The organism is Kitasatospora sp. NPDC048298 (assembly GCF_043201465.1).
Classification (GTDB): domain Bacteria; phylum Actinomycetota; class Actinomycetes; order Streptomycetales; family Streptomycetaceae; genus Kitasatospora.
The window spans coordinates 221446-244562 of record NZ_JBICYZ010000004.1 but is presented as its reverse complement, the minus strand read 5'-3'; the positions used below and the strand labels follow the sequence as shown (position 1 = coordinate 244562).

Genomic DNA, 23117 nt, shown 5'->3' with positions numbered 1-23117 from the left:
GTTGGAAACGTGGACAAGAGGAACGCTTTGCGAGCCGGCGCGGTTAGCGCAACGGTCACGCTGATGATGCTGCTGTCGTCGCCCGCCATGGCCTTCACCCGGGACGACGGTGACGACCCCGGTTCCGGCCTGAGCGTCGGCGAGACCCTCGGCCTGTTCGTGTTCCTCCCGCTCGTCGCCTTCGCGGTGATCGCCGGTCTGGCCGGTCTGCCGTACGGCAAGGGCAAGAAGAAGTAACTCCGCGTGGAGGCGAGCGCCGCGACCGCCACCTGAGCCCGCGTTCGCCACGGAAGCACGCGTCCACCACGGACACACGCGTCCACCGAACCCGTACGCGTCCACCCAGGACCCGCACCAACCCCGAAGGGGCGCCGGACGATCCCGTCCGGCGCCCCTTCGGGCTATTCGCGCACCGTCAGCGGGCCCCCGCCGCACGGTCGACCGCCTGGGCCTTGAGCGCGCGCTCGACGCCCGCCCGCGACTCGACGACCTGGCGCCGCAGGGCCGGCGCCGGCTCGGCCGAGGCCAGCCACGCGTCGGTCGCGTCCAGCGTTCCCTGCGTGACCTCCAGGGCGGGGTACAGCCCGACGATGATCTGCTGCGAGATCTCGTGGCTGCGGGTCTCCCAGATGCCCTTCACCGCGGCGAAGTACTTCGCCGCGTACGGCGCGAGCAGCTCGCGCTGGTCGGACTGCTGGAAGCCCGCGATGACCGCTTCCTGCACATAGTTCGTCAGCTTGTCGGACTCCACCACCGACGCCCAGGCCTGCGCCTTGGCCTCGGCGGTCGGCCGGGCGGCGCGGCAGGTGGCCGCGTGCTCCTGGCCGGCCGCGGTGTTGTCCCGCTCCAGCTCGGCGGCGATGGCGGCCTCGTCGGCCCGCCCGGTGGCCGCGAGGCGCACCAGCAGCGTCCAGCGCAGCTCGGTGTCCACCGCGAGGCCCTTGACCTCGACCGTGCCGTCCAGCAGCCCGGCGAGCAGGTCCAGCTGACCGTCCGTACGGGCCACCGAGGCGAGGGCGCGGGCCCAGGCCAGCTGGTGGTCGCTGCCGGGCTCGGCGGCGCGCAGGTGCTCCTCCGCGGCGGCGGCCCAGCGCGCGAGGCCCTGCTCGCGCCACTGCGGGTCGGCGTAGGCGTCGAGGGCGAGCTTGACCTGGCGGTGCACGGACTGCACCACGCCGATGTCGCTCTCGCGGCCGATGCCGGACAGCGCCAGCGACAGGTAGTCGCGGGCGGCCAGCTCGCCGTCGCGGGTCATGTCCCAGGCGGAGGCCCAGCACAGCGCGCGCGGCAGCGAGTCGGCGAAGCCGCCGAGGTGCTCGGTGACGACGGCCATCGAGTCCTCGTCCAGCCGGATCTTGGCGTACGAGAGGTCGTCGTCGTTCAGCAGCACGACGGCCGGGCGGTGGCGGCCGACCAGCTCGGGCACCTCGGTGCGCGGGCCGTCGACGTCCAGCTCGATCCGGTCGGTGCGCACCAGCGCGTCGCCGTTCAGCTCGTACAGGCCGATCGCGATGCGGTGCGGGCGCAGCACGGCCTCGCCCTTGGCGCCGGCGGGCAGCGCGGGGGCCTCCTGGAGCACCGCGAAGGACTCGATCTCGCCGTCGGTGTTGACGGTGACGGCGGGCCGCAGCACGTTGATGCCGGCGGTCTCCAGCCAGGCCTTGGACCAGGCCTTGAGGTCGCGGCCGCTGGCCTCCTCCAGGGCGCCGAGCAGGTCGCTGAGCCGGGTGTTGCCCCAGGCGTGGCGCTTGAAGTACGCCTGCACGCCCTGGAAGAAGGCGTCCTGGCCGACGTACGCCACCAGCTGCTTGAGCACCGAGGCGCCCTTGGCGTAGGTGATGCCGTCGAAGTTGACCTGGACGTCCTCCAGGTCGTTGATGTCCGCCATGATCGGGTGGGTGGACGGCAGCTGGTCCTGCCGGTACGCCCAGGTCTTCATCTGGTTGGCGAAGGTGGTCCAGGAGTGCGGCCACCTGGAGCCGGGGGCCTCGGCCTGGCAGACCGCCTCGGCGTAGGTCGCGAAGGACTCGTTGAGCCAGAGGTCGTTCCACCACTCCATGGTGACGAGGTCGCCGAACCACATGTGGGCGAGCTCGTGCAGGATCGTCGCGGCGCGGGCCTCGTACGCGGCGTCGGTGACCTTGGAGCGGAACACGTACTGGTCGCGCAGGGTGACGGCGCCCGCGTTCTCCATCGCGCCGGCGTTGAACTCCGGGACGAAGAGCTGGTCGTACTTGGCGAACGGGTACGGGAAGTCGAACTTCTCCTGGAAGTAGTCGAAGCCCTGCTTGGTGACCTCGAAGACGGCCTCCGGGTCCAGGAACTCGCGCAGCGAGGGCCGGCAGTAGACGCCCAGCGGCACCTTCTGCTCGCCGTTCTCGTAGGTGTCGAAGACCCCGACGTACGGGCCGGCGACGAGCGCGGTGATGTAGCTGGAGATCCGGCCGGTGGGCTCGAAGGTCCAGACCCGGGTGTCGCCCTCGCCGACCGGCTCCGGGGTCGGCGAGTTGGAGACCACGACCCAGCCCGCGGGCGCGGTCACGGTGAACGCGAACGCGGCCTTCAGGTCGGGCTGCTCGAAGTTGGCGAAGACCCGGCGGGCGTCCGGCACCTCGAACTGGGTGTACAGGTAGGTCTCGCCGTCGACCGGGTCGACGAACCGGTGCAGGCCCTCACCGGTGTTGGTGTACTCGCAGTTCGCGACGACCCGCAGCTCGTTCTCGGCCGCCAGGCCCGGCAGCGGGATCCGGCTGTCGGCGAAGCTCGCCGGGTCGAGCCGCACGCCGTTGAGGGTGATCTCCTCGACGCTCGGGGCGACGAGGTCGATGAAGGTCTCCGCGCCGGGGGTGGTGGCGGTGAACCGGACCACGGTGGTGGACCGGAAGGTGCCGCCCTCGCGGGCCGAACCGAGGTCGAGCTCGATGTCGTACGCGTCCACGTGGAGGAGGTCGGCCCGGGTGCGGGCCTCCTCACGGGTCAGGTTTGTGCCGGGCACTCGCTGCACTCCTTTGTCAGACTGATGGTCCGAATCCTCGCACGTCCAACGTACGGGGCGGCCGGAAAATCACGGCGGGGCGGGCCCGGGCGCTCTGCCCGTTCCCGCCCCGCCCGGGTCGGTCACGACGTGGGGTCATACCCCCGGGGTCACCCCGGCGTCACTTCTTCCACTTGGTCAGCGGACCGTCGCTGGAGCTGAGGCGGCGGAAGGCGTAGACCGCGGCGCCGTCCGCCGAGATCATGTACTCGTTGCTGCTGCTGCCGATGTTCATGCTGCTCGGCATGGTCATGGTGCCGAGGTCGGTCATCGAGCCGTCGGTCGGCGAGAGCGTCACCAGTCGGGCCGGCTTGTTGTAGCCCTGGTCGACGATCGCGCGGACCTTGCCGTCCTTGTCCGTCCCGGCGACCAGGCGCATGTCGTTGCCGGCCGAGCCGGAGTTGGCCGCCCACAGCCGCTTGCCGGTGGTCAGGTCGTAGGCGTTGATGCCCGCCTTGCTGCCGCTGACCTGGACGTACAGCGTGGTGCCGCTGACCACGTTGTGGGTGACGGCCTCGTCCTGGCCGGAGAGCCGCAGGCTGTCCGCGCCGGGCTCCTTGACGGACATCTGGTTGCCCGGCTTGTTGTCCTTGTCGAACGGCAGGATGTAGTCGCCCTGCGGGCCGCTGGACATCAGCAGCACCAGCGGCTTGTCCTGGATGACCGAGTCGACCTGCTCGATGTTGCCGGTGAGGGTGACCGGGGTGCTGGCCGGCTTGCCGGTCTCGGCGTTGACGATGACCAGCTGGGACTTCGGGCCGCTGTTGCCGTAGCAGCGGTCGCTGACCGCGATCTGGGCGCCGGCCGCCTTGCCGCGCAGGACGCAGTCCTTGTCGCGCGGCTGGTACTGCCAGGCCGGCTGGCCGTTGGCGATGTTCAGGGCGCCGACCGCGTTGCCGCCGACGGCGACGACGTTCTCGGTGACGCTGAGGGTCGGCGAGGACATCCGGTCGGCCGAGACCTTGACGCTCCAGAGCAGCTTGCCCTGGGCCAGGTCGACGGCGCCGACGGTGGAGCAGTCGCTGTCACCGGTGTTGAAGGAGACGGCGGCGACGCCCTTGGAGTTGGCGCCGTACGAGGCGGTGCACAGCTCCTTGCTGCCGCTCGGGACGGGGATGGTCCAGGCCTCCTTGCCGTCGGCCAGGTTGTAGGCCTTGATGCCGGAACTGTCGACGCGCACGGCGAGCTTGTCGGTGCCCCAGATGCCGAGCATCTGGGGCGAGCTGTCCGCGCCGGCCGGCTTGGGGGCGCTCCAGGCGACGTTGAAGGTGCCGCCCTTGGGGGCGGGGGTGGGGCCGTTGCTGGTCCCGCCGTCGTCGGTGCCGCCGTCGCCGGTGCCGCCGTTGTCGCCGGCGACCGGGCCAGGGGTCGGGTCGGGGTCGTGCTTGGGGTCCTTGAGTAGGACGACCAGGGCGATCACGATCGAGATCGCCAGTACGCCGCCGATGATCCCGCCCCACAGCAGCACGGGGTTGCGCTGCTTGGGGGCGACGGGCGCGACGGGGTAGCTGTAGCCGGGCTGCTGCTGGTAGTTGTAGCCGCCCGCGTTGTAGGCCTGCCCGGAGTCCGGGGCGCCGTACGCGCCGGGGACCGGGTCGTACGGGCCGACCGGTGCGGCGCCGGGCGGCGGCGGGGCCTGGGTGGGGAACCCGGTCGCGGTCGGCGCGTACGCCGCGTACTCCGGGCTGCCGACGGGCGGTTGTGCCGGCGGCTGCGCGGGCGGCTGTACGGGCGGTGCCGGCGGCTGGGCGGGCGGCGGGCCCGCGGGCGCGGCCGGGCCGGGGACGGCCGCGCCGTCGAGCTGCGTCATCTGGTCCGCGACGGCGGCCGGATCCACACCGCCGCCCGGCGGGCGCCCGAACGAGACGCCCCGGTTGTCCTGCGGACCGCTGCCGGGCGTTTCGCCTGCCCCCGGCGTAGGGTGATCCCCTGCCATCTGATTCCCCGTCATGTCTGGAAGCGTCCCCTGTCGGCGCCGTCGACGGCGCCGGTGGGACGGTGAGAATTGGGCACCATGCTAGTGGTGTGCGCATTTCGGCCGCCGCCAGGACCGCGGTTCCCCGTCCCCGCAGGTCCAGGCCGTGCAACACCTTCACCCGCCGATCACCGCGCCCCCACGCCGGCGCCCGGTGTCCGGGCCCGCGCCGTCCCGCCGCCCTCCGCGCTCCCTTCCACTCCGGTGCCTTCCGGCCGGGATCCCCGGCAGGGCCCCCGGGCCGTACCCTTCAGGAGTTGAAGGGGACACCCGGCGGAGGGGTCCCCGCCCTGGGAGGGTGGATCATGTCGACGGACACACCGGGCTCGCAGTCGTCGCTGCACCGGGCGAACCTGGAACGGGTGCTCCGCGCGGTGCGGATGGCCGGGTCGCTCACCCAGGCCGAGATCGCCCGCGGCACCGGCCTGTCCGCGGCCACCGTCTCCAACATCGTGCGGGAGTTGAAGGAGAGCGGCACCGTCGTGGTCGCCGACACCTCCTCCGGCGGCCGCCGCGCCCGCAGCGTCTCGCTCAGCGGGGACGCCGGCATCGTGGTCGGCATCGACTTCGGCCACACCCACCTGCGCGTCGCGGTCGGCAACCTGGCCCACCGGGTGCTGGCCGAGGAGAGCGCACCGATCGACGTGGACGTCTCCGCCCAGCAGGGCTTCGACCGCGCCGAGGCGATGGTCGAGCGGTTGCTGGCGCAGGCCGGGTTCCGCTCCGACAAGGTGATCGGCGTCGGCCTCGGCGTGCCAGGACCGATCGACGTGGAGACCGGCGCGCTCGGCTCCACCGCGATCCTGCCCGGCTGGACGGGCATCGCCCCGGGCCGGGAGCTGGGCGAGCGGCTCGGCATGCCGGTGCACGTGGACAACGACGCCAACCTGGGCGCGCTCGGCGAGCTGGTCTGGGGCGCCGGGCGCGGGCTGAGCGACCTCGCCTACATCAAGGTCGCCAGCGGTGTCGGCGCCGGGCTGGTGGTGAACGGCCAGATCTACCGGGGGCCGGGCGGCACCGCGGGCGAGATCGGACACATCACCCTGGACGAGGCCGGGCCGGTCTGCCGCTGCGGCAACCGCGGCTGCCTGGAGACCTTCGTCGGCTCCCGCTACCTGCTCTCGCTGCTGGTCTCCACCCTCGGCCCCGACCTCAGCCTGCCCCGGGTGGTCGAGCTGGCCCAGCAGGGCGACCTCGGCTGCCGCCGGGTGATCGCCGACGCGGGCCGGCAGATCGGCACCGGCGTCGCCACCCTGTGCAACCTGCTCAACCCCCGCCGGGTCATCCTCGGCGGCGACCTCGCCGAGGCCGGCGAGCTGGTGCTCGCCCCGATCCGGGACTCGGTGGCCCGCTACGCGATCCCGAGCGCCGCCCGTCAGCTCTCGGTCGTCCCCGGCACCCTCGGCGGCCGGGCCGAGGTGCTCGGCGCGCTGGCCCTGGTGATGAGCGAGATGGGGGAGTCCGGCGCGCTCGGCCGCGCGTGACGCCGCCGTCCGGGGCCGTCCCGAGCGGTCGGCTCCGGACGGTCGATCCCGAGCGACCGCATAAGCATGCTCGAACGCGCGTGCGTCAATCTGAGATGACCCGCTTCCCCTGCCCGACCTCCCGGAACGGCACGACCGAACAGTGGGACCGGGCGCGCCGCTCGGTGTTCGGCAGGCGGACATTAGACTCGACCGGTCGGCACCGGCCGGGACCGTCGGCGTGCCACCGGACCGGGCAGCGACGCCCGTCGGACCGTCCGTGGTCCGCGAACACTGAACGAGGAGGAACGGGTGGCCCTGCTGACCCGCATTCGGGGACCGCGCGATCTCGACCGGCTCACGCCCGGACAGCTGGCCGCACTGGCCCAGGAGATCCGGACCTTCCTGGTGACCGAGGTCTCCAAGACGGGCGGCCACCTCGGCCCCAACCTCGGCGTGGTGGAGCTCACCATCGCGCTGCACCGGGTCTTCGACTCACCGCGTGACCGCATCCTCTTCGACACCGGCCACCAGAGCTACGTCCACAAGCTGCTCACCGGCCGCCAGGACTTCTCCCGGCTGCGGATGAAGGGCGGCCTGTCCGGCTACCCGTCCCGCGCCGAGTCCGAGCACGACGTGATCGAGAACTCGCACGCCTCCACCGTCCTGTCGTACGCCGACGGCCTGGCCAAGGCCAACCAGCTGCTGGGCAAGAACGACCCGGTCGTCGCCGTGATCGGCGACGGCGCGCTCACCGGCGGCATGGCCTGGGAGGCGCTCAACAACATCGCCGACGCCAAGGACCGTCCGCTGGTCATCGTCGTCAACGACAACGAGCGCTCGTACTCGCCGACCATCGGCGGCCTGGCCAACCACCTCGCCACCCTGCGCACCACCCAGGGCTACGAGCGCTTCCTGTCCTGGGGCAAGGACGCGCTCCAGCGCACCCCGGTGGTCGGCCAGCAGCTGTTCGAGACGCTCCACGGCGCCAAGAAGGGCCTCAAGGACTTCATCGCCCCGCAGGGCATGTTCGAGGACCTCGGCCTCAAGTACATCGGCCCGATCGACGGCCACGACCTGACCGCCCTGGAGTCCGCGCTGACCAAGGCGCGCGGCTTCGGCGGCCCGGTGATCGTGCACTGCCTCACCGAGAAGGGCCGCGGCTACCACGCCGCCGAGAACAACGACGAGGACCGCTTCCACGCGGTCGGCAAGATCCACCCGGAGACCGGTCTGCCGATCCAGAGCGGCGGCGGGCAGAGCTGGACCTCGGTCTTCGCGGAGGAGATGGTCGCGCTCGGCCACGAGCGCGAGGACATCGTCGGCATCACCGCCGCCATGCTCCACCCGGTGGGCCTGGCCCCGTTCGCCGAGGCCTTCCCGGACCGCATCTTCGACGTCGGTATCGCCGAGCAGCACGCCGTCACCAGCGCGGCCGGCCTGGCCACCAACGGCCTGCACCCGGTGTTCGCGGTCTACGCGACCTTCCTGAACCGCGCCTTCGACCAGGTCCTGATGGACGTCGCCCTGCACAAGCTGGGTGTCACCTTCGTCCTGGACCGGGCCGGCGTCACCGGTGACGACGGCGCCTCGCACAACGGCATGTGGGACATGTCGATGCTGCAGATCATCCCGACCCTGCGGCTGGCCGCCCCGCGCGACGCCGACCAGGTCCGCGCCCAGCTGCGCGAGGCCGTCGAGGTCAAGGACGCCCCGACCGTGGTCCGCTACTCCAAGGGCACGGTCGGCCCGGCCGTCCCCGCGGTCGGCCGGGTCGGCGGCATGGACGTGCTGCGCGCCGCCGAGGAGCCCTCCGGCGCCCACCGCGCCGATGTGCTGATCGTCTCGGTCGGTGCGATGGCCCTCACCAGCCTGGAGGTCGCCGACCTGCTGGCCGCCCAGGGCATCACCGCCACCGTGGTGGACCCGCGCTGGGTCAAGCCGGTGGACCCGGCCCTGCCGGGCCTGGCCGCCGAGCACCGGGTGGTCGTCACCATCGAGGACAACGGCCGGGTGGGCGGCGTCGGCGCGGCCGTGGCGCAGGCGCTGCGGGACGCGGACGTGGACCTGCCGGTGCGCGACTTCGGCATCCCGCAGGAGTTCCTGGACCACGCCAGCCGGGCCGAGATCCTGGCCGAGATCGGCCTGAACGCCCCGGACATCGCCCGGAAGGTGACCGCGCTGGTCGCCAAGCTGGACGCCGCGCCGGTCAAGGCCTGACCGGGTTCGGTCCCCGTGGACCGCTCCCCGTTCCACCGACGACCGTTTGTCGTAGCTCCGTAACAGTTCGTCGCGAGACAAGCTGACAATCGCACCGAAAGGCGGGACCGGCGCCACCGGCGCCGGTCCCGCCCGGTAGGTTGTCACCCGTGTCGACCCCCACCCGCCCCCGCCTCACCGGACTGGCCGAGCGCCTGCCCGAGCGCGTCCGTACCCGTGTGCTGAGCGGGTACTGGACCAGGCTGGTGCCGGTGCTCGCGCTGGTCGCCCTGCTCACCCACATCCCCTCCTTCGCCCGGCCCGTCTGGAGCCCGGACGAGGGCTTCCTGGCCACCCAGGCCCGGATGCTGGCGGACGGCGGGGTGCTGTACGACACCGTGGTCGACCGCAAGCCGCCGCTGCTGCCCTGGCTCTACCAGGCCTGCTTCGCGGTCTTCGGCTCCGCCTCGCTCTGGCCGCTGCGCACCCTGGCGGTGGTGGCCCACCTGGTCACCGCGATCCTGCTGGCCTCGATCGCCCGCGGCCGCTGGGGCAACCGGGCCGGGGCCGGGGCCGGACTGCTCTACCTGCTGGTCTCCATCGGGCTCTCCCCGGAGGACACCCAGGCGGCGACCTTCGAGGTCTTCATGCTGCCCGCCATGGTGGCCGCCTTCCGGTACGCCGAACGGCGCCGCTGGCTGGCCGCGGGCATCGCCGTCGCCCTGTGCTCACTGACCAAGCAGACCGGCGGCGCGGTGCTGCTGCCGGTGCTCTGGATGCTGTTCCAGGACGCCCGCCGGCGCGGGGTGCGCTGGCCGCCCGCGCTGTTCAAGATCGGGTTCGGTTTCACCCTGCCGATAGCGTTGGTCGCGGTGATCCTCACCAAGCCCAAGGGCTTCCTGTTCTGGGTGGTCACCGGCAGCGGCGACTACGCCTCCTTCGGCGGCGCCTGGCTCCAGATGCTCGGCCGGGCGTTCGGCAACTCCGCCATCCTGGCCGCGGCCGGCCTGGGCTTCCTGCTCCCGGTCGGGCGACGGCTCTGGCTCAAGTACCGCCACCGCCCGCTGCCGGTGGCCGGCGAGGAGCACGGCTCGACCACCGACCTGTGGGTCTGGCTGCTCTCCTCGGTCGTCGCGGTCAGCGTGGGCTTCCACTTCTTCGGCCACTACTACCTCCAGCTGATGCCGCCGCTGGTCCTGCTCGGCACCGGGGCGGTCGCCACCTCGGCGATCCGCTGGAAGCCCGTCCTGCTGTACACCACGGCCGCCGCCACGGTGTTCTGGTGCCTGGCACTGGCCTGGCCGGGGGAGCGGCTCAACCGCACCACCGAGGTGGCCACCGCCGTCGCCGCCCAGACCACCCCCAAGGACACCGTGCTGGTCTGGGGCATGCACCCCGAGCTCTACTGGCTGGCCGACCGCAAGCCCGCCACCCGCTACCTGACCGCCGGCTTCCTGACCAACTACAGCGGCGGCAAGGACGGCAACCAGAACGTCGGCGAGCAGTTCAGCGTCTCCAACGCCTGGCAGACCTTCGACAAGGAGCTCGCCAACGGCCTGCCCGAGGTCGTGGTCGACGACTCCGGCATCGCCCCGTACCAGCCGGTCATGGTCCCCAGGATCGAGAACCTGCTGGACACCCACTACGAGATGGTCGGCGTCTTCGCCGACACCGTGGTCTACCGCCTCAAGCACTGAGAGCACCGAGAGTACCGAGAGTACCGAGAGCACCGAGACCCCGAGGCCCCTGTACACGGAGTAAACGCCCGACAACTCCATGCACAAGACATCGGGCGGGAACCCCGTACACACCGAGGAGCCCCGGTGACCAGCTGGTCACCGGGGCTCCTCCGTGTTCCGGGTACGGGCCTTGCCTAGGCGGGCACCGAGGCCACACCGACGGCGAGGAACGGCTTGCCGTTCACCCGCTCGGAGATGCCCTCACGGTCCAGGTACGGGGTGATCCCGCCCAGATGGAAGGGCCAGCCGGCACCGGTGATCATGCAGAGGTCGATGTCCTGCGCCTCGGCGACGACACCCTCCTCCAGCATCAGGCCGATCTCCTGCGCCACGGCCTCCAGGGCGCGGGCGCGGACCTGCTCCTCGGTGAGCACCGAGTCGCCGAAGGACAGCAGCTCCAGCACCTCGGGGTCGAGGACCTGCTGGCCGTCCGTCCAGGTGTAGAAGCCGCGCTTGCCGGCCTTGACCACCTTGGCGAGGTTCTCGGAGACGGTGAACCGCTCCGGGAAGGCGCCGTGCAGGGTCTCCGAGACGTGCAGGGCGATGGCCGGGCCGACCAGCTCCAGCAGCACGATCGGGGACATCGGCAGGCCGAGCGGCTCGACGGCCTTCTCGACGTCGGCGATCGGGGTGCCCTCGTCGATGATGTTCTGGATCTCGCCCATGAAGCGGGTCAGGATCCGGTTCACCACGAACGCCGGGCGGTCCTTGCACAGGACCGAGGTCTTCTTCAGCTTCTTGGACACCGCGAAGGCGGTGGCCAGCGAGGCGTCGTCGGTGCTGTCGCCGCGGACGATCTCCAGCAGCGGCAGGATCGCGACCGGGTTGAAGAAGTGGAAGCCGACGACCCGCTCGGGGTGCTGCAGCTTCGAGGCCATCTCGGTGACCGACAGCGACGAGGTGTTGGTCGCCAGCACGCAGGTCGGCGAGACGACCTTCTCCAGGTCCGCGAAGACGGTCTGCTTGACGCCCATCTCCTCGAACACGGCCTCGATGACGAAGTCCGCGTCGCCGAAGGCGGCGGCCTTGTCCAGTGAGCCGGAGACCAGACCCTTGAGGCGGTTGGCCTTGTCCGGGCTGATCCGGCCCTTGCCGAGCAGCTTGTCGATCTCGGCGTGGACGTAGCCGACGCCCTTGTCGACGCGCTCCTGGTCGATGTCGGTGAGGACCACCGGCACCTCCAGACGGCGGGCGAACAGCAGCGCCAGCTGCGAGGCCATCAGACCGGCGCCGACGACGCCGACCTTGGTGACCGGGCGGGCCAGCGACTTGTCCGGCGCGCCGACCGGGCGCTTGGCCCGGCGCTGCACCAGGTTGAAGGCGTAGATGCCGCTGCGCAGCTCGCCGCTCATGATGAGGTCGGCCAGGGCCGCGTCCTCGGCGTCGAAGCCGGCCTGCAGGCTCGCCTTGTCCGCCAGGTCGAAGTCCTTGGCGGCGGCGATGATGTCCAGCGCCTTGTAGGCGGCCGGAGCGGCGCCGTGCACCTTGCCGTCGGCGACCATGCGGCCCCAGAGGACGGCGTCGTCCCAGGCCTTGCCGCGGTCGATCGCCTCGCGCTCGACGACGACGTCGCCCTTGACGACCTTGGCGGCCCAGAGCAGCGACTGCTCCAGGAAGTCGGCCGGCTCGAAGATCGCGTCGGCGATCCCCAGCTCGAACACGTCCTTGCCCTTGAGCTGCTTGTTCTGGTTCATCGAGTTCTCGATGATGACCTTGACGGCCTTGCCTGCACCCACCAGGTTCGGCAGGATGGTGCAGCCGCCCCAGCCGGGGACGAGGCCGAGGAAGACCTCGGGCAGCGAGAAGGCCGGGACGCCCGCCGACACCGTGCGGTAGTCGCAGTGCAGGCCGACCTCGACGCCGCCGCCCATCGCCGCGCCGTTGTAGAAGGCGAAGGTGGGGACGGGCAGCGAGGCGATCCGCTTGAAGACGTCGTGGCCGCCCTTGCCGATGGCCAGCGCGTCCGCGTGCTCCTTGAGCAGCTCGACGCCCTTGAGGTCGGCGCCGACCGCGAAGATGAACGGCTTGCCGGTGATCGCGGCACCGACGATCCTGCCCTCGGCGGCCTCGGCCTCGACCTGGTCCAGCGCCGCGTTCAGCTTGAGCAGCGAGCCCGGGCCGAAGGTGGTCGGCTTGGTGTGGTCGAAGCCGTTGTCCAGGGTGATCAGGGCCAGCTTGCCGGCCTGCAGCGGCAGGTCGAGGTGGCGGACGTGCGCGGTCGTGACGACCTCGCCCGGGAAGAGCTCGGCGCCGCGGGTGAGCAGCTCAGTGGTGTCGGCCATGGTCACTTACCACCCTCGAGCTCGGTGTTCCGGGTCTCGCCGCTCCAGTGGGGGTTCTCCCAGATGATGGTGCCGCCCATGCCGAAGCCGATGCACATCGTGGTCAGGCCGTAGCGGACGTCCGGGCGCTGCTCGAAGCGGCGGGCCAGCTGGTTCATCAGGCGCACGCCGGAGGAGGCCAGCGGGTGGCCGAAGGCGATCGCACCGCCGTACGGGTTGACGCGCTCGTCGTCGTCCGCGATGCCGAAGTGGTCCAGGAAGGCCAGGACCTGGACGGCGAAGGCCTCGTTGACCTCGAAGGCCTGGATGTCGTCGATGGTCAGACCGGCCTTGGCCAGCGCCTTCTCGGTGGCCGGCACCGGGCCGACACCCATGACCTCGGGCTCGACGCCCGCGAAGGCGAAGGAGACCAGGCGCATCTTGACCGGGAGGCCGAGCTCCTCGGCGACGTCCTCGGCGGCCAGCAGCGAGGCGGTGGCACCGTCGTTCAGACCGGCCGAGTTGCCCGCGGTGATGTTGCCGTGCGGGCGGAACGGGGTCTTGAGGCCCGCCAGGTTCTCCATCGTGGTGCCCGGGCGCATCGGCTCGTCCACGGTGGCCAGGCCCCAGCCGGTCTCGCCGACCTCGGGGTTGGTGTTGCGGATCGTGATCGGCACCAGGTCGGGCTGGATGTCGCCGTTGGCGTACGCCTTGGCGGCCTTCTCCTGGGAGCGCACGGCGTAGGCGTCGCAGCGCTCCTTGGTCAGGTGCGGGAAGCGGTCGTGCAGGTTCTCCGCGGTCATGCCCATGAACAGGGCGGACTCGTCGACCAGCTTCTCGGAGACGAAGCGCGGGTTCGGGTCGACGCCCTCACCCATCGGGTGGCGGCCCATGTGCTCGACGCCGCCGGCCACGACCACGTCGTACGCGCCGAAGGCGATGCCGCCGGCGGTGGTGGTCACGGCGGTCAGCGCGCCGGCGCACATGCGGTCGATCGCGTAGCCCGGGACGGACTTCGGCAGGCCGGCCAGCAGGGCGGCGGTGCGCCCGATGGTCAGACCCTGGTCGCCGATCTGCGTGGTGGCCGCGACGGCGACCTCGTCGATGCGCTCGACGGGCAGGTTCGGGTTACGACGCACGAGTTCCCGGATGCACTTGACGACCAGGTCGTCGGCGCGCGTCTCGTGGTAGATGCCCTTCGGGCCGGCCTTGCCGAACGGGGTGCGGACGCCATCGACGAAGACGACGTCCCTCGCGGTACGAGGCACGGGGGCTCTCCTCCCAGGGACCAACATTTCCAGGTGGGCAGGCTGCCGCCGTCGAAGACCCGAGCGGCGCCGCATCACGGTCATGCTACCCGTCGGTAACCAACCTGCCCAGGCCCCTCGGAGGGATCTGACCATGTGTCCCCCGACACGTTCCCCGCCCCGTCCGACCAGGAGCGTCCGTCCCGGGTACGACGAAGGGGATGTCGCCCGTACGGACGACATCCCCTTCCACCGGTTGCCGGATCGGGTCGCGGACCGGCCGGCGCCGCGATCAGCCCTGGGGCGCGGTCGCGGTCGCGGTCGCGGCCGCGGCGAACGCGGCGGCCACCGCCGGCGCCACCAGGTCCACCTGCCACTGCCGGGCGCCGAGCCCGCGCAGCGCGGCGGCCACGTGCTCCAGGTCCGGCTCGGTCGGCGGCTGCCAGGAGACCCGCCGGACCAGGTCCGGGGTGATCAGGTTCTCGGCCGGCACGTGGTACCGCTCGGCCAGCTCGGCGATCGCGCCGCGCGCGCCGGTGAGCCGGGCGGCGGCCACCGGGTCCTTCTCGGCCCAGGCCCGCGGCGGCGGCGGTCCGTCGTGCGGCGCGGTGGCCGGCGGCAGCAGGTTCTCCGGGATCTCCCGGCCGCGCTGCACGGCCGCCAGCCACTGCTCCAGCTGGCGCCGGTGCACCCGGGGGCCGAAGCCCTGGACGGCCTGCAGGGAGGCGATGTTCAGCGGCATGGCCAGCGCGGCGTTGACGATCGCGGCGTCCGCCAGCACCCGGCCGGGAGAGACGTCGCGCTCCTGGGCCATCCGGTCGCGGACCAGCCACAGCTCGCGCACCACGGCCAGCTGACGGCGGCGGCGGATCTTGTGCAGCTGCGAGGTGCGGCGCCACGGGTCGGTGCGCGGGGCCGGGCGGGGCGCGGCGGCGATCGAGGCGAACTCCTCCATCGCCCAGCCGAGCTTGCCCTGGGCGTCCAGCTCCCGTTCGAGTGCGTCGCGCAGCTCGACCAGCACCTCGACGTCCAGAGCGGCGTAGCGCAGCCACGGCTCGGGCAGCGGGCGGGTGGACCAGTCGACCGCGGAGTGCTCCTTGGCCAGGCTCAGCCCGAGGATGTTCTCGGTCATCGGCCCGAGGCCGACCCGGGCGAAGCCGGCGATCCGCCCGGCCAGCTCGGTGTCGAACAGGCGCCGGGGTCTCATGCCGACCTCGGACAGGCAGGGCAGGTCCTGGCTGGCCGCGTGGACGACCCACTCGGCGTCCTCGACGGCCCGGCCGAGCGCGCTGAGGTCCGGGCAGGCGATCGGGTCGATCAGGGCGGAGCCGGAACCCTCGCGGCGCAGCTGAATGAGGTAGGCGCGCTGCCCGTAGCGGTAGCCGGAGGCCCGTTCGGCGTCGATGGCCACCGGTCCGGTGCCCGAGGCGAAGGCGGCGACGATGTCGGCCAGCGTGTGCTCGTCCGCCACCACGGGCGGGATCCCCTCCCTCGGTTCGAGGAGCGGGACCGGGGCTGCTTCTTCTGGGATGGCTGCTACGGCGTCGGTCACCCCCCAAGGGTACGACGGTCCTCGCGGCCGGGAGTGTTGTCGGACTGGTCAGACTGTTGATCGCCCGCTCACCCGGGAGGGCGACCGGGCCGGTGATCGGGTCGGCGAACGGGTCGGCGAACGGGCCGGTGACCGGGTCGTGCCCGGACCGCGCCCGGCGCGCTGCCGGGGCCGGGACCGCCCGCCCGCGGGGCGGGGTCCACGCGCCGCGGGCACCGGGACGGCGCACCGGCGGCCGAGGGGGAGACAGCTCGGCGGCGGCCGAGGAGGAAACGTTCCTCCTCGGCCGCCGCAGCGGTCCGGAGTGCCCGGCTCAGTGGATGATGCCGGTGCGCAGCGCGACCGCGACCATGCCGGCGCGGTCGCCGGTGCCCAGCTTCCGGGCGATCCGGGCGAGGTGGCTCTTGACGGTGAGCGCCGACAGGCCCATCGCCACGCCGATCGCCTTGTTGGACTGCCCCTCGGCGACCAGCCGCAGCACCTCGACCTCGCGGCCGGAGAGCTCGCGGTACGCGGCCTGCTGCGCGCCCGGCGCACCTGGTGCTCCGGGGGCGCCCGGAGCACCGCCCGCGCCCGGCATGCCCGGCATCCCGGGGCGGCGCATCCGGCCGGCCAGCCCGGCGGCACCGAGCGGCAGGCCCGGGCGGCCGGGCATCGCGACGTTCGTCCGGGTACCGGTCACCACGTAGCCCTTGACGCCGCCGGCCAGCGCGCTGCGGACCGCGCCGATGTCGTCGGCGGCGGACAGCGCCAGGCCGTTGGGCCAGCCCGCGGCGCGGGTCTCGGCGAGGATGGTCAGTCCGGAGCCGTCAGGAAGGTGCACGTCGGCGACGCAGATGTCGCGTGGTGTGGAGACCCTGGGGCGGGCCTCGGCGATCGACGACACCTCGATCACGTCCCGGACGCCGAGTGCCCACAGGTGGCGGGTGACGGTGTTACGGACGCGGGGATCGGCGATGACCACCATGGCGGTGGGCTTGGTCGGCCGGTAGGCGACCACGTTTGCGGGGTGCTCAAGAAGGACCGACACCAGGCCTCCTGCGGGGAGTGGCGGACGGAACCCCGATGGGGGCGGTCGGAGTGTTCCGCGTTCGGAAAGGGTCACAGTCTGCTTCGGCAGCAACCGTGCCCGGCTTTAGCGAAAGATCACGATCTAGTGAGTAACAATACGGACAAATCGCGCAAATGATTGATGCGACATGCCCGCGATTCGCACAAAATCGATCAGATTCGATGCCGATCGGTCGGTATCGACCGGTGAATTGACGCAGAGCGGGTCCGAAGTCACACTCCGTCAGCCCTGGGGGTGGCGTCCGGCCCCGGAGCGGCGCCGGAGCCCCGCACCACCCGTCAGTGCGACCGGGGGCGTCGCCGGGCGGGCATCGGGACCACCCCACCGAGTGAAGGAACCTCGGCGGGCCCCTGCGGGGAGGGGGAGGCCGGCGGCAGGCCGGCGCTGATGCACAGCAGGTCGCCCCAGGCCGCCAGGTGCCGCTCGAAGCGGCCGTCGGCCGGCGTCCAGGAGGCCCGGATCTCGACCTCGGTCGAGGACGGGCGGTCCGCCAGACCGCCGAAGTACTGGGAGGACGCCAGGGTCACCGTGCCGGACGGCTCCGCGTACCCGGCGCCGTGCGTCTGCAGGGCGTCCAGCAGCCAGGCCCAGCCGACCTCGGAGAGCATCGGGTCGCCGGCCATCTCCGGCTCCAGCTCGGCCCGGGTCATCGTGACCACCCGGAACTCCCCGTTCCAGGCCTCCTGCCCGGCAGGGTCGTACAGCAGCACCAGTCGGCCGTCCGCCAGCTCCTCGCCGTCAACCTCGACCGAGGCGGTCACCGCGAAGGAGTACGGGGCCAGCCGGCGCGGCGCCGGCGCGGGGGAGAGCTGCACCTCGGGTCGCAGCCGGGCCCCGTCCAGGGCCGCCACCGCCGCCCTGAACTCGCTCGGCGCCCCCTCGCGACCCGCTCCGCCACCTGCTCCGCCACCCTGCGCGGGGTGCCCTCCGACCGCTGCCATGTCCCGAAGACTAGGTCGAAGAACGGGGTTATCGCCGCAACTTCTCTCCCAGCGGCGTGCCGGAACGGCAAACCCGGACAGATCTTGGAGGAACCGACGAGACCGACCGGGGAACCGGGCGCCGCACGCGTGCGAAGATTTGACGCGTGAGCGAGACTACGGCAGACACCACGGCGGCCACCCACGACGGCCCGAGCACCCCCGGGCGCCGCGGCGCCGCGTACGACTCCGCGTTCCTGCGCGCCTGCCGGCACGAGCCCGTGCCGCACACCCCGGTGTGGTTCATGCGCCAGGCCGGCCGCTCGCTGCCCGAGTACCTGAAGGTCCGCGAGGGCATCCCCATGCTGGAGTCCTGCATGCGGCCCGAGCTGGTCAAGGAGATCACCCTCCAGCCGGTGCGCCGGCACAAGGTGGACGCGGCGATCTTCTTCAGCGACATCGTGGTGCCGCTCAAGGCCGTCGGCATCGACGTCGACATCAAGCCCGGCATCGGCCCGGTCATCGCCGACCCGATCCGCACCTTCGAGGACCTGAAGCGGCTGCGCCCGCTGGAGCCGGACGACGTCCCCTACATCACCGAGGCCGTCGGCCTGCTGGTGGACGAACTCGGCGGGACCCCGCTGATCGGCTTCGCCGGAGCGCCGTACACGCTGGCCAGCTACCTGATCGAGGGCGGCCCGTCCAAGAACCACGAGAACACCAAGGCCATGATGTACGGGCAGCCCGAGCTGTGGGCCGCCCTGGTGGACCGGCTCGCGGACATCACCTCGGCCTTCCTCAAGGTGCAGATCGAGGCCGGCGCCTCGGCGGTCCAGCTGTTCGACTCCTGGGTCGGCGCGCTCGCGCCGGACGACTACCGCCGCTCGGTGATGCCGTCCAGCACCAAGGTCTTCGACGCCGTCGCCGAGTACGGCGTGCCGCGGATCCACTTCGGCGTCGGCACCGGCGAACTGCTCGGCCTGATGGGCCAGGCCGGCGCCGACATCGTCGGCGTCGACTGGCGGGTGCCGCTGAACGTCGCCGCCGAGCGGGTCGGCCAGGGCAAGGGCCTCCAGGGCAACCTCGACCCGGCCGTGCTGTTCGCGCCCACCAAGGTCGTGGAGACCAAGGCCCGCGAGGTGCTGCACGCCGCCCAGGCGCTCGGCACCAGCGGCCACATCTTCAACCTCGGCCACGGCGTGCTGCCGTCCATGGACCCGGACGCGCTCAGCCGCCTCGTCGCCTTCGTCCACGAGGCCAGCGCCCGCTGACCTCCCGGTGGCGGGCCTCCGGAGCCGGAGGCCCGCTACCCGGCCGTGACCTCGATCCCGGCCCGGCGCAGCAGCGCCGCCGTCACGCCGTCACCGGGGCGCAGCTCCCCGGTGAACGTCCCGTCGTACACCTGCCCGCAGCCGCAGGACGGGCTGCGCGCCATCAGCACCGCCCGCCGCGCCCCCGCCTCCTCGGCGGCGGCCAGCGCCGCCCGGGCTCCGGCCAGGAACTCCGCGGTGCAGTCCGCCCCAGTCGCGTCCACCACCCGGGCCCGCCCGTCCAGCACGTCCGCGCCGTCCCCGCCCACGATCTCCGCCGGCGGCCGCGGCGTCGGCAACCCGCCCGCCCCCTCTGGGCACACCACCACGGCCCGCCCCTCCTCGACCAGGCGCACGGCGCCCTCGGAGGTCTTCGCCCGCCCGTCGTACCGGCAGGGGATCCCGGCCAGACACGCACTCACCACGATCGGTTCCATGCGAATCAGCCTACGGGACACGGCATTTCCGATACTTTGACCCCATGGACGAGCTTCCGGAACGGATGTACCCGCCGCGCGCCGAGGGCTGGTACGCCGAGGATCTCGACCACCTGCCCGACGCGCCCGAGTACATCGAGCTGCGATCGACCTCGGGCGTGCAGGGGATTGAGGCATCCGTGTAAAGACCTGCGAGACTGCGGAGCATGTCGCAAGCACGGGTCGTCGTCGTCGGTGGTGGGATCGCGGGGCTGGCCGCGGCCGCGTTCCTGAGTGGGGCCGCCGGGGGGCCGGCGAGGGCGCGGGTGACGCTGCTGGAGGCGTCCGGGCGGGTCGGCGGGAAGCTGTGGGGCGGGGAGGTCGGCGGGGTCCGGGTGGACCTCGGGGCCGAGTCGGTGCTGGCCCGGCGGCCGGAGGCGGTGGAGCTGGCGCGGGCGGTCGGGCTCGGCGAGGACCTGGAGCCGCCGACCACCGCGAAGGCCGCGATCTGGACCCGCGGCGCGCTGCGTCCGCTGCCCGGTGGGCAGGTGATGGGCGTCCCCGGTGACCTGGAGGCGCTGGCCGCCTCCGGGGTGCTGACCGACGAGGGGCTGGAGCGGGCCCGACACGAGCGGCCCGGCGAGGTCGGCGAGGACGTCGCGATCGGCCGCTACGTCGCCGACCGGCTGGGCCAGGAGGTGGTGGACCGGCTGGTCGAGCCGCTGCTCGGCGGCGTCTACGCCGGCCGCGCCGACGAGATCTCGCTGCGCGCCGCCGTACCGCAGCTGCTGTCGATCGCCCGCGGTGGCGGCTCGCTGGTCGACGGGGTGCACGAGCTGGCCTCCCGGCCGAAGGTGGTCGGCACCCCGGTGTTCCAGGGCCTGCGCGGCGGCCTCGGCACGCTGCCCGGCGCGGTCGCCGCGGCCTGCGTCGGGGCGGGCGTGGACCTGCGCACCGACACCCCGGTGGACGAGCTGCGCCGCACCCCCGACGGCTGGCGGGTGGTGACCGGTGGCGAGGTGCTGCACGCGGACGCCGTGGTGCTGGCCGTCCCGGCCCCCGCCGCGGCCCGGCTGCTGCGCGAGGACGCCCCGGTGGCCGCCACCGAACTGGACGCCGTCGAGTACGCGGGCATGGCCCTGGTGACCCTGGCCTTCCGCCGCGCCGACCTGGCCGAACCGCCGAGCGGCAGCGGCTTCCTGGTGCCGCCGGTGGACGGGCGGCGGATCAAGGCCTCGACCTTCTCCTCCAACAAGTGGGGGTGGCTGGAGCGCTCCGCGCCGGACGCGTTCCTGCTGCGCACCTCGCTGGGCCGGTACCGCGAGGACGAGGCGCTGGGGCTGCCGGACGAGGAGCTGGTGGCGCGGTCGCTGGCGGACCTGGAGGAGGCGATCGGGCTGACCGCCCGGCCGTACGACACCTTCGTGTCCCGCTTCTCGGCCGGGCTGCCGCAGTACCCGGTGGGGCACCTGGACCGGGTGGCCCGGGTGCGGGCCGCGGCGGGGCGGGTGGGCGCGCTGGCGCTGTGCGGCGCCGCGTACGACGGGGTGGGCATTCCGGCGTGCATCGGATCGGCGGCCGCCGCGGCGGCGCTCGTCGACAGACTGTTGACCCCGGAGACCGGGGCAGGTTCCACGGAGAGGACAATGGACGCATGACTGAGAGTGTTGAGCGGGAGCCGGAGCAGCAGCCCGAGAAGAAGAAGGCGCGCGACCTGAACCAGGTCATCCGCTACACCATGTGGTCGGTGTTCAAGCTCAAGGGCGCCCTGCCCGAGGACCGCACCGCGCTGGCCACCGAGGTGGACGAGCTGTTCGCCCAGCTGGCCGCCAAGGACGTGACCGTGCGCGGCACGTACGACGTCTCCGGTCTGCGCGCGGACGCCGACATCCTGGTCTGGTGGCATGCCGCCGACTCGGACGACCTCCAGGAGGCGTACAACCGCTTCCGCCGCACCGGCCTCGGCCGGCTGCTGGAGCCGGTCTGGTCGAACATGGCGCTGCACCGCCCCGCCGAGTTCAACAAGTCGCACATCCCGGCGTTCCTGGCCGACGAGCGCCCGCGCGACTACGTCTGCGTGTACCCGTTCGTCCGCTCCTACGAGTGGTACCTGCTGCCGGACGCCGAGCGGCGCGCGATGCTCGCCGAGCACGGCCAGATGGCCCGCGGCTACCCCGACGTGCGGGCCAACACGGTGGCCTCGTTCGCGCTCGGCGACTACGAGTGGCTGCTCGCCTTCGAGGCGGACGAGCTGCACCGGATCGTCGACCTGATGCGCGACCTGCGCCCCTCCCGGGCCCGGCTGCACGTCCGCGAGGAGGTGCCGTTCTTCACCGGTCGCCGCAAGCCGGTGAGCGAGCTGCTGAACGGCCTGGTCTGAGCGGTCCGAGCGGTTCCCGGAGGCCGGTTCCCCCGCGGGGGGCCGGCCTCCGGCCTGTCACGGGCGTGGCCCGGCGAACTCGCGCAGCACGTCCACGTAGTGGGTGCCGAGGTCGACCCGGGTGACGTCGCGGACACGGTACTTGATCGGCTTCGGGTACCAGCGGGCCTCCGGATCGACCTCGTGCAGCCGGAGCGAGCGGGGGCGCAGCTCGGTGACCGTACCGACCCGGCAGACGTCCGGATCGAGGACCTCGGCGTGCAGGGCGATCAGGCCGTACTCCGCCGAGGCGGTGGCGAGCAGGCCGGACAGGTCGTCCAGCGGTAGTTCGGCGCCGGGCACGGGGACCGGCCACAGGCCGCGGCCGCGCAGCGCGCGCACGGTCAGGGTCTCCGGGCCGCCCCGGTCGCGGACCTTGTGCAGCGTGCAGGTGAGGACGGCGGTCCAGCCGTCGAGTCGGTGGTCGACGCAGTTGGCGAGCAGGGTCCAGACCGGGCCGGTGCCGAGGACGAAGCCCTCCAGCCGGTCGGCGCCGGGGAGCGTGCGGCGCAGCCGGACCAGCCGCCCCTCGGCCTGGGCGCGGTCGAGCACGGCGCGGTCCCGGTTGTCCATGGGCGGAAGTCTGCCCTGGTCACAGGGGTCGGCGCAGCCGCTTTTCCTTCGGGGCTCGGGCTCAGTTCCGGTGCGGGCGCAGGGCGGCGCGGAGCCGGGCGTCGGGCAGGACGGCCGGGCCGTTCATGGCGACGGCGGTGAGCAGCTCGCGCTCTTCGTCGTCGGCCAGGCCGCGCTGGCGGGCCGGACGGACCTCGCGCAGCACCTCCTGGCCGATCGGGGAGGCCCATCGGGTGTACGGGTAGACGTCGACCCGCGCCATCAGCAGGGTGCCGGAGGTGAGCACCAGCGGCAGCGAGAACCAGGCGAGCGGGGCGAGGGTGTCGCCGCCGGTGAAGCCGCCGAGGGTCAGCGAGGCGGCCAGCAGCATCACGGTGAGCAACAGCGCGTGCCGGACCTGCCGGATCACCGCCACCGTGTCGCGCTGCACCGGGGCCGGGGTGGCCAGGCCCGCCAGGGCGAGCCGGGCGCCGATCTCCAGCACGGTGGGGTGCTCGGCCATCGCCCGGCGCAGCCCGTCGGTCCGGCACTGGCCCTCGCGGCCGACGGTGGCGATCACCGCCCGCTCCAGGCGGCTGCGGCCCTTGGGGTCGACCACCGTGGTCCAGCCGGTGTGCGCCAGGTGCAGCCGTCCGCGGCCGGCCATCAGGACGAGGGCGAGTTCGACGACCCGGTCCGGGCCGCCGGCCAGGTAGGCGGTCTCGTACAGGCCGATGCCGACGGCTTCGGGGGGCCGCAGGCCGCTCCGTTCGGCGAGGGCGTCGGCGGTGGCGGTCATCCGGACCAGTCGGAGGCAGGACAGGACCGCCGCGACACAGGCCGGAATGAGGAACAGCAACCACATGGGCTTGTTCTATGCCTGTGTCGACGGCGGGCGGAACGCTTCCCGGCCCGCGATACCGAACTGTGACGTCCGGCGGTGCCCCGGGGCCGGTCC

18 protein-coding genes are annotated in these 23117 nt (G+C 72.7%); 8 read left to right on the top strand and 10 right to left on the bottom strand.

The features are described from left to right. Positions 1 to 9: 9 nt before the first annotated feature. Positions 10 to 237, top strand: a complete 228-nt coding sequence (locus ACGF0D_RS05410; RefSeq protein ID WP_392878616.1) for a hypothetical protein — start codon at positions 10 to 12, stop codon at positions 235 to 237. Positions 238 to 415: 178 nt separating this feature from the next. Here the strand turns inward: ACGF0D_RS05410 and pepN are convergent, their stop codons facing one another. Next, positions 416 to 2995, bottom strand: a complete 2580-nt coding sequence (pepN, locus tag ACGF0D_RS05405) for an aminopeptidase N (protein WP_392914049.1) — start codon at positions 2993 to 2995, stop codon at positions 416 to 418. 160 nt (positions 2996 to 3155) lie between these two features. After that, complete coding sequence (locus ACGF0D_RS05400) at positions 3156 to 4844, bottom strand: PQQ-binding-like beta-propeller repeat protein (RefSeq protein WP_392914048.1); 1689 nt, start codon at positions 4842 to 4844, stop codon at positions 3156 to 3158. A 470-nt stretch (positions 4845 to 5314) separates the two neighbouring features. On the opposite strand from ACGF0D_RS05400, the gene ACGF0D_RS05395 reads away from it, so the two are divergent. The 3 genes from ACGF0D_RS05395 to ACGF0D_RS05385 all read left to right on the top strand — a co-directional run bounded on the left by ACGF0D_RS05395 (position 5315) and on the right by ACGF0D_RS05385 (position 10368). After that, positions 5315 to 6493, top strand: a complete 1179-nt coding sequence (locus tag ACGF0D_RS05395) for an ROK family protein (RefSeq protein ID WP_392878609.1) — start codon at positions 5315 to 5317, stop codon at positions 6491 to 6493. 291 nt (positions 6494 to 6784) lie between these two features. Beyond that, entirely contained in the window at positions 6785 to 8692 is a 1908-nt protein-coding gene (dxs, locus tag ACGF0D_RS05390) for a 1-deoxy-D-xylulose-5-phosphate synthase (protein ID WP_392878607.1), read from the top strand. 149 nt (positions 8693 to 8841) lie between these two features. Next, entirely contained in the window at positions 8842 to 10368 is a 1527-nt protein-coding gene (locus tag ACGF0D_RS05385; RefSeq protein ID WP_392878604.1) for an ArnT family glycosyltransferase, read from the top strand. Positions 10369 to 10544: 176 nt separating this feature from the next. On the opposite strand, the gene ACGF0D_RS05380 is transcribed toward ACGF0D_RS05385, so the two are convergent. The 5 genes from ACGF0D_RS05380 to ACGF0D_RS05360 form a co-directional block, all read right to left on the bottom strand. Continuing rightward, the gene (locus ACGF0D_RS05380) at positions 10545 to 12692 is read right to left on the bottom strand and encodes a 3-hydroxyacyl-CoA dehydrogenase NAD-binding domain-containing protein (protein ID WP_392914047.1); all 2148 of its coding nucleotides are present in this window, start codon (positions 12690 to 12692) and stop codon (positions 10545 to 10547) included. Between the two features lie 2 nt (positions 12693 to 12694). After that, positions 12695 to 13939, bottom strand: a complete 1245-nt coding sequence (locus ACGF0D_RS05375) for a thiolase family protein (protein WP_392878599.1) — start codon at positions 13937 to 13939, stop codon at positions 12695 to 12697. A gap of 271 nt (positions 13940 to 14210) precedes the next feature. After that, on the bottom strand, positions 14211 to 15470 hold the full coding sequence (locus ACGF0D_RS05370; protein WP_392914046.1) for an HRDC domain-containing protein: 1260 nt from the start codon (positions 15468 to 15470) through the stop codon (positions 14211 to 14213). 313 nt (positions 15471 to 15783) lie between these two features. After that, positions 15784 to 16500 carry a LuxR C-terminal-related transcriptional regulator gene (locus ACGF0D_RS05365; protein WP_392878593.1) on the bottom strand — a complete coding sequence of 239 codons (717 nt, stop codon included), beginning with the start codon at positions 16498 to 16500 and terminating at the stop codon, positions 15784 to 15786. A 320-nt stretch (positions 16501 to 16820) separates the two neighbouring features. After that, positions 16821 to 17483, bottom strand: coding sequence for a DUF3000 domain-containing protein (locus ACGF0D_RS05360; protein WP_392878591.1), 663 nt, complete (start codon positions 17481 to 17483; stop codon positions 16821 to 16823). A 236-nt stretch (positions 17484 to 17719) separates the two neighbouring features. Here ACGF0D_RS05360 and hemE point away from each other — a divergent pair, with 236 nt between their 5' ends. Continuing rightward, positions 17720 to 18733 (top strand): uroporphyrinogen decarboxylase, encoded by a 1014-nt coding sequence (gene hemE / locus ACGF0D_RS05355; RefSeq protein ID WP_392878862.1) that lies wholly within the window; start codon positions 17720 to 17722, stop codon positions 18731 to 18733. A 35-nt stretch (positions 18734 to 18768) separates the two neighbouring features. Here hemE and ACGF0D_RS05350 read toward each other — a convergent pair whose 3' ends face one another. Continuing rightward, positions 18769 to 19209, bottom strand: coding sequence for a DUF523 domain-containing protein (locus ACGF0D_RS05350; RefSeq protein WP_392878588.1), 441 nt, complete (start codon positions 19207 to 19209; stop codon positions 18769 to 18771). A 44-nt stretch (positions 19210 to 19253) separates the two neighbouring features. On the opposite strand from ACGF0D_RS05350, the gene ACGF0D_RS05345 reads away from it, so the two are divergent. The 3 genes from ACGF0D_RS05345 to hemQ are packed head-to-tail and all read left to right on the top strand — an operon-like array spanning position 19254 to position 21568. Further along, positions 19254 to 19394 carry a hypothetical protein gene (locus ACGF0D_RS05345; RefSeq protein WP_392914045.1) on the top strand — a complete coding sequence of 47 codons (141 nt, stop codon included), beginning with the start codon at positions 19254 to 19256 and terminating at the stop codon, positions 19392 to 19394. A 21-nt stretch (positions 19395 to 19415) separates the two neighbouring features. Next, positions 19416 to 20846, top strand: a complete 1431-nt coding sequence (hemG, locus tag ACGF0D_RS05340) for a protoporphyrinogen oxidase (protein WP_392878582.1) — start codon at positions 19416 to 19418, stop codon at positions 20844 to 20846. Beyond that, the gene (hemQ, locus tag ACGF0D_RS05335; protein WP_392878580.1) at positions 20843 to 21568 is read left to right on the top strand and encodes a hydrogen peroxide-dependent heme synthase; all 726 of its coding nucleotides are present in this window, start codon (positions 20843 to 20845) and stop codon (positions 21566 to 21568) included. Before hemG ends, hemQ begins: the two co-directional genes overlap by 4 nt. A gap of 57 nt (positions 21569 to 21625) precedes the next feature. Here the strand turns inward: hemQ and ACGF0D_RS05330 are convergent, their stop codons facing one another. Beyond that, complete coding sequence (locus tag ACGF0D_RS05330; RefSeq protein ID WP_392914044.1) at positions 21626 to 22180, bottom strand: hypothetical protein; 555 nt, start codon at positions 22178 to 22180, stop codon at positions 21626 to 21628. A gap of 61 nt (positions 22181 to 22241) precedes the next feature. Next, a complete protein-coding gene (locus ACGF0D_RS05325; RefSeq protein ID WP_392878575.1) occupies positions 22242 to 23024 on the bottom strand; it encodes a TIGR04222 domain-containing membrane protein in 783 nt (260 codons plus the stop codon). Positions 23025 to 23117: the final 93 nt, after the last annotated feature.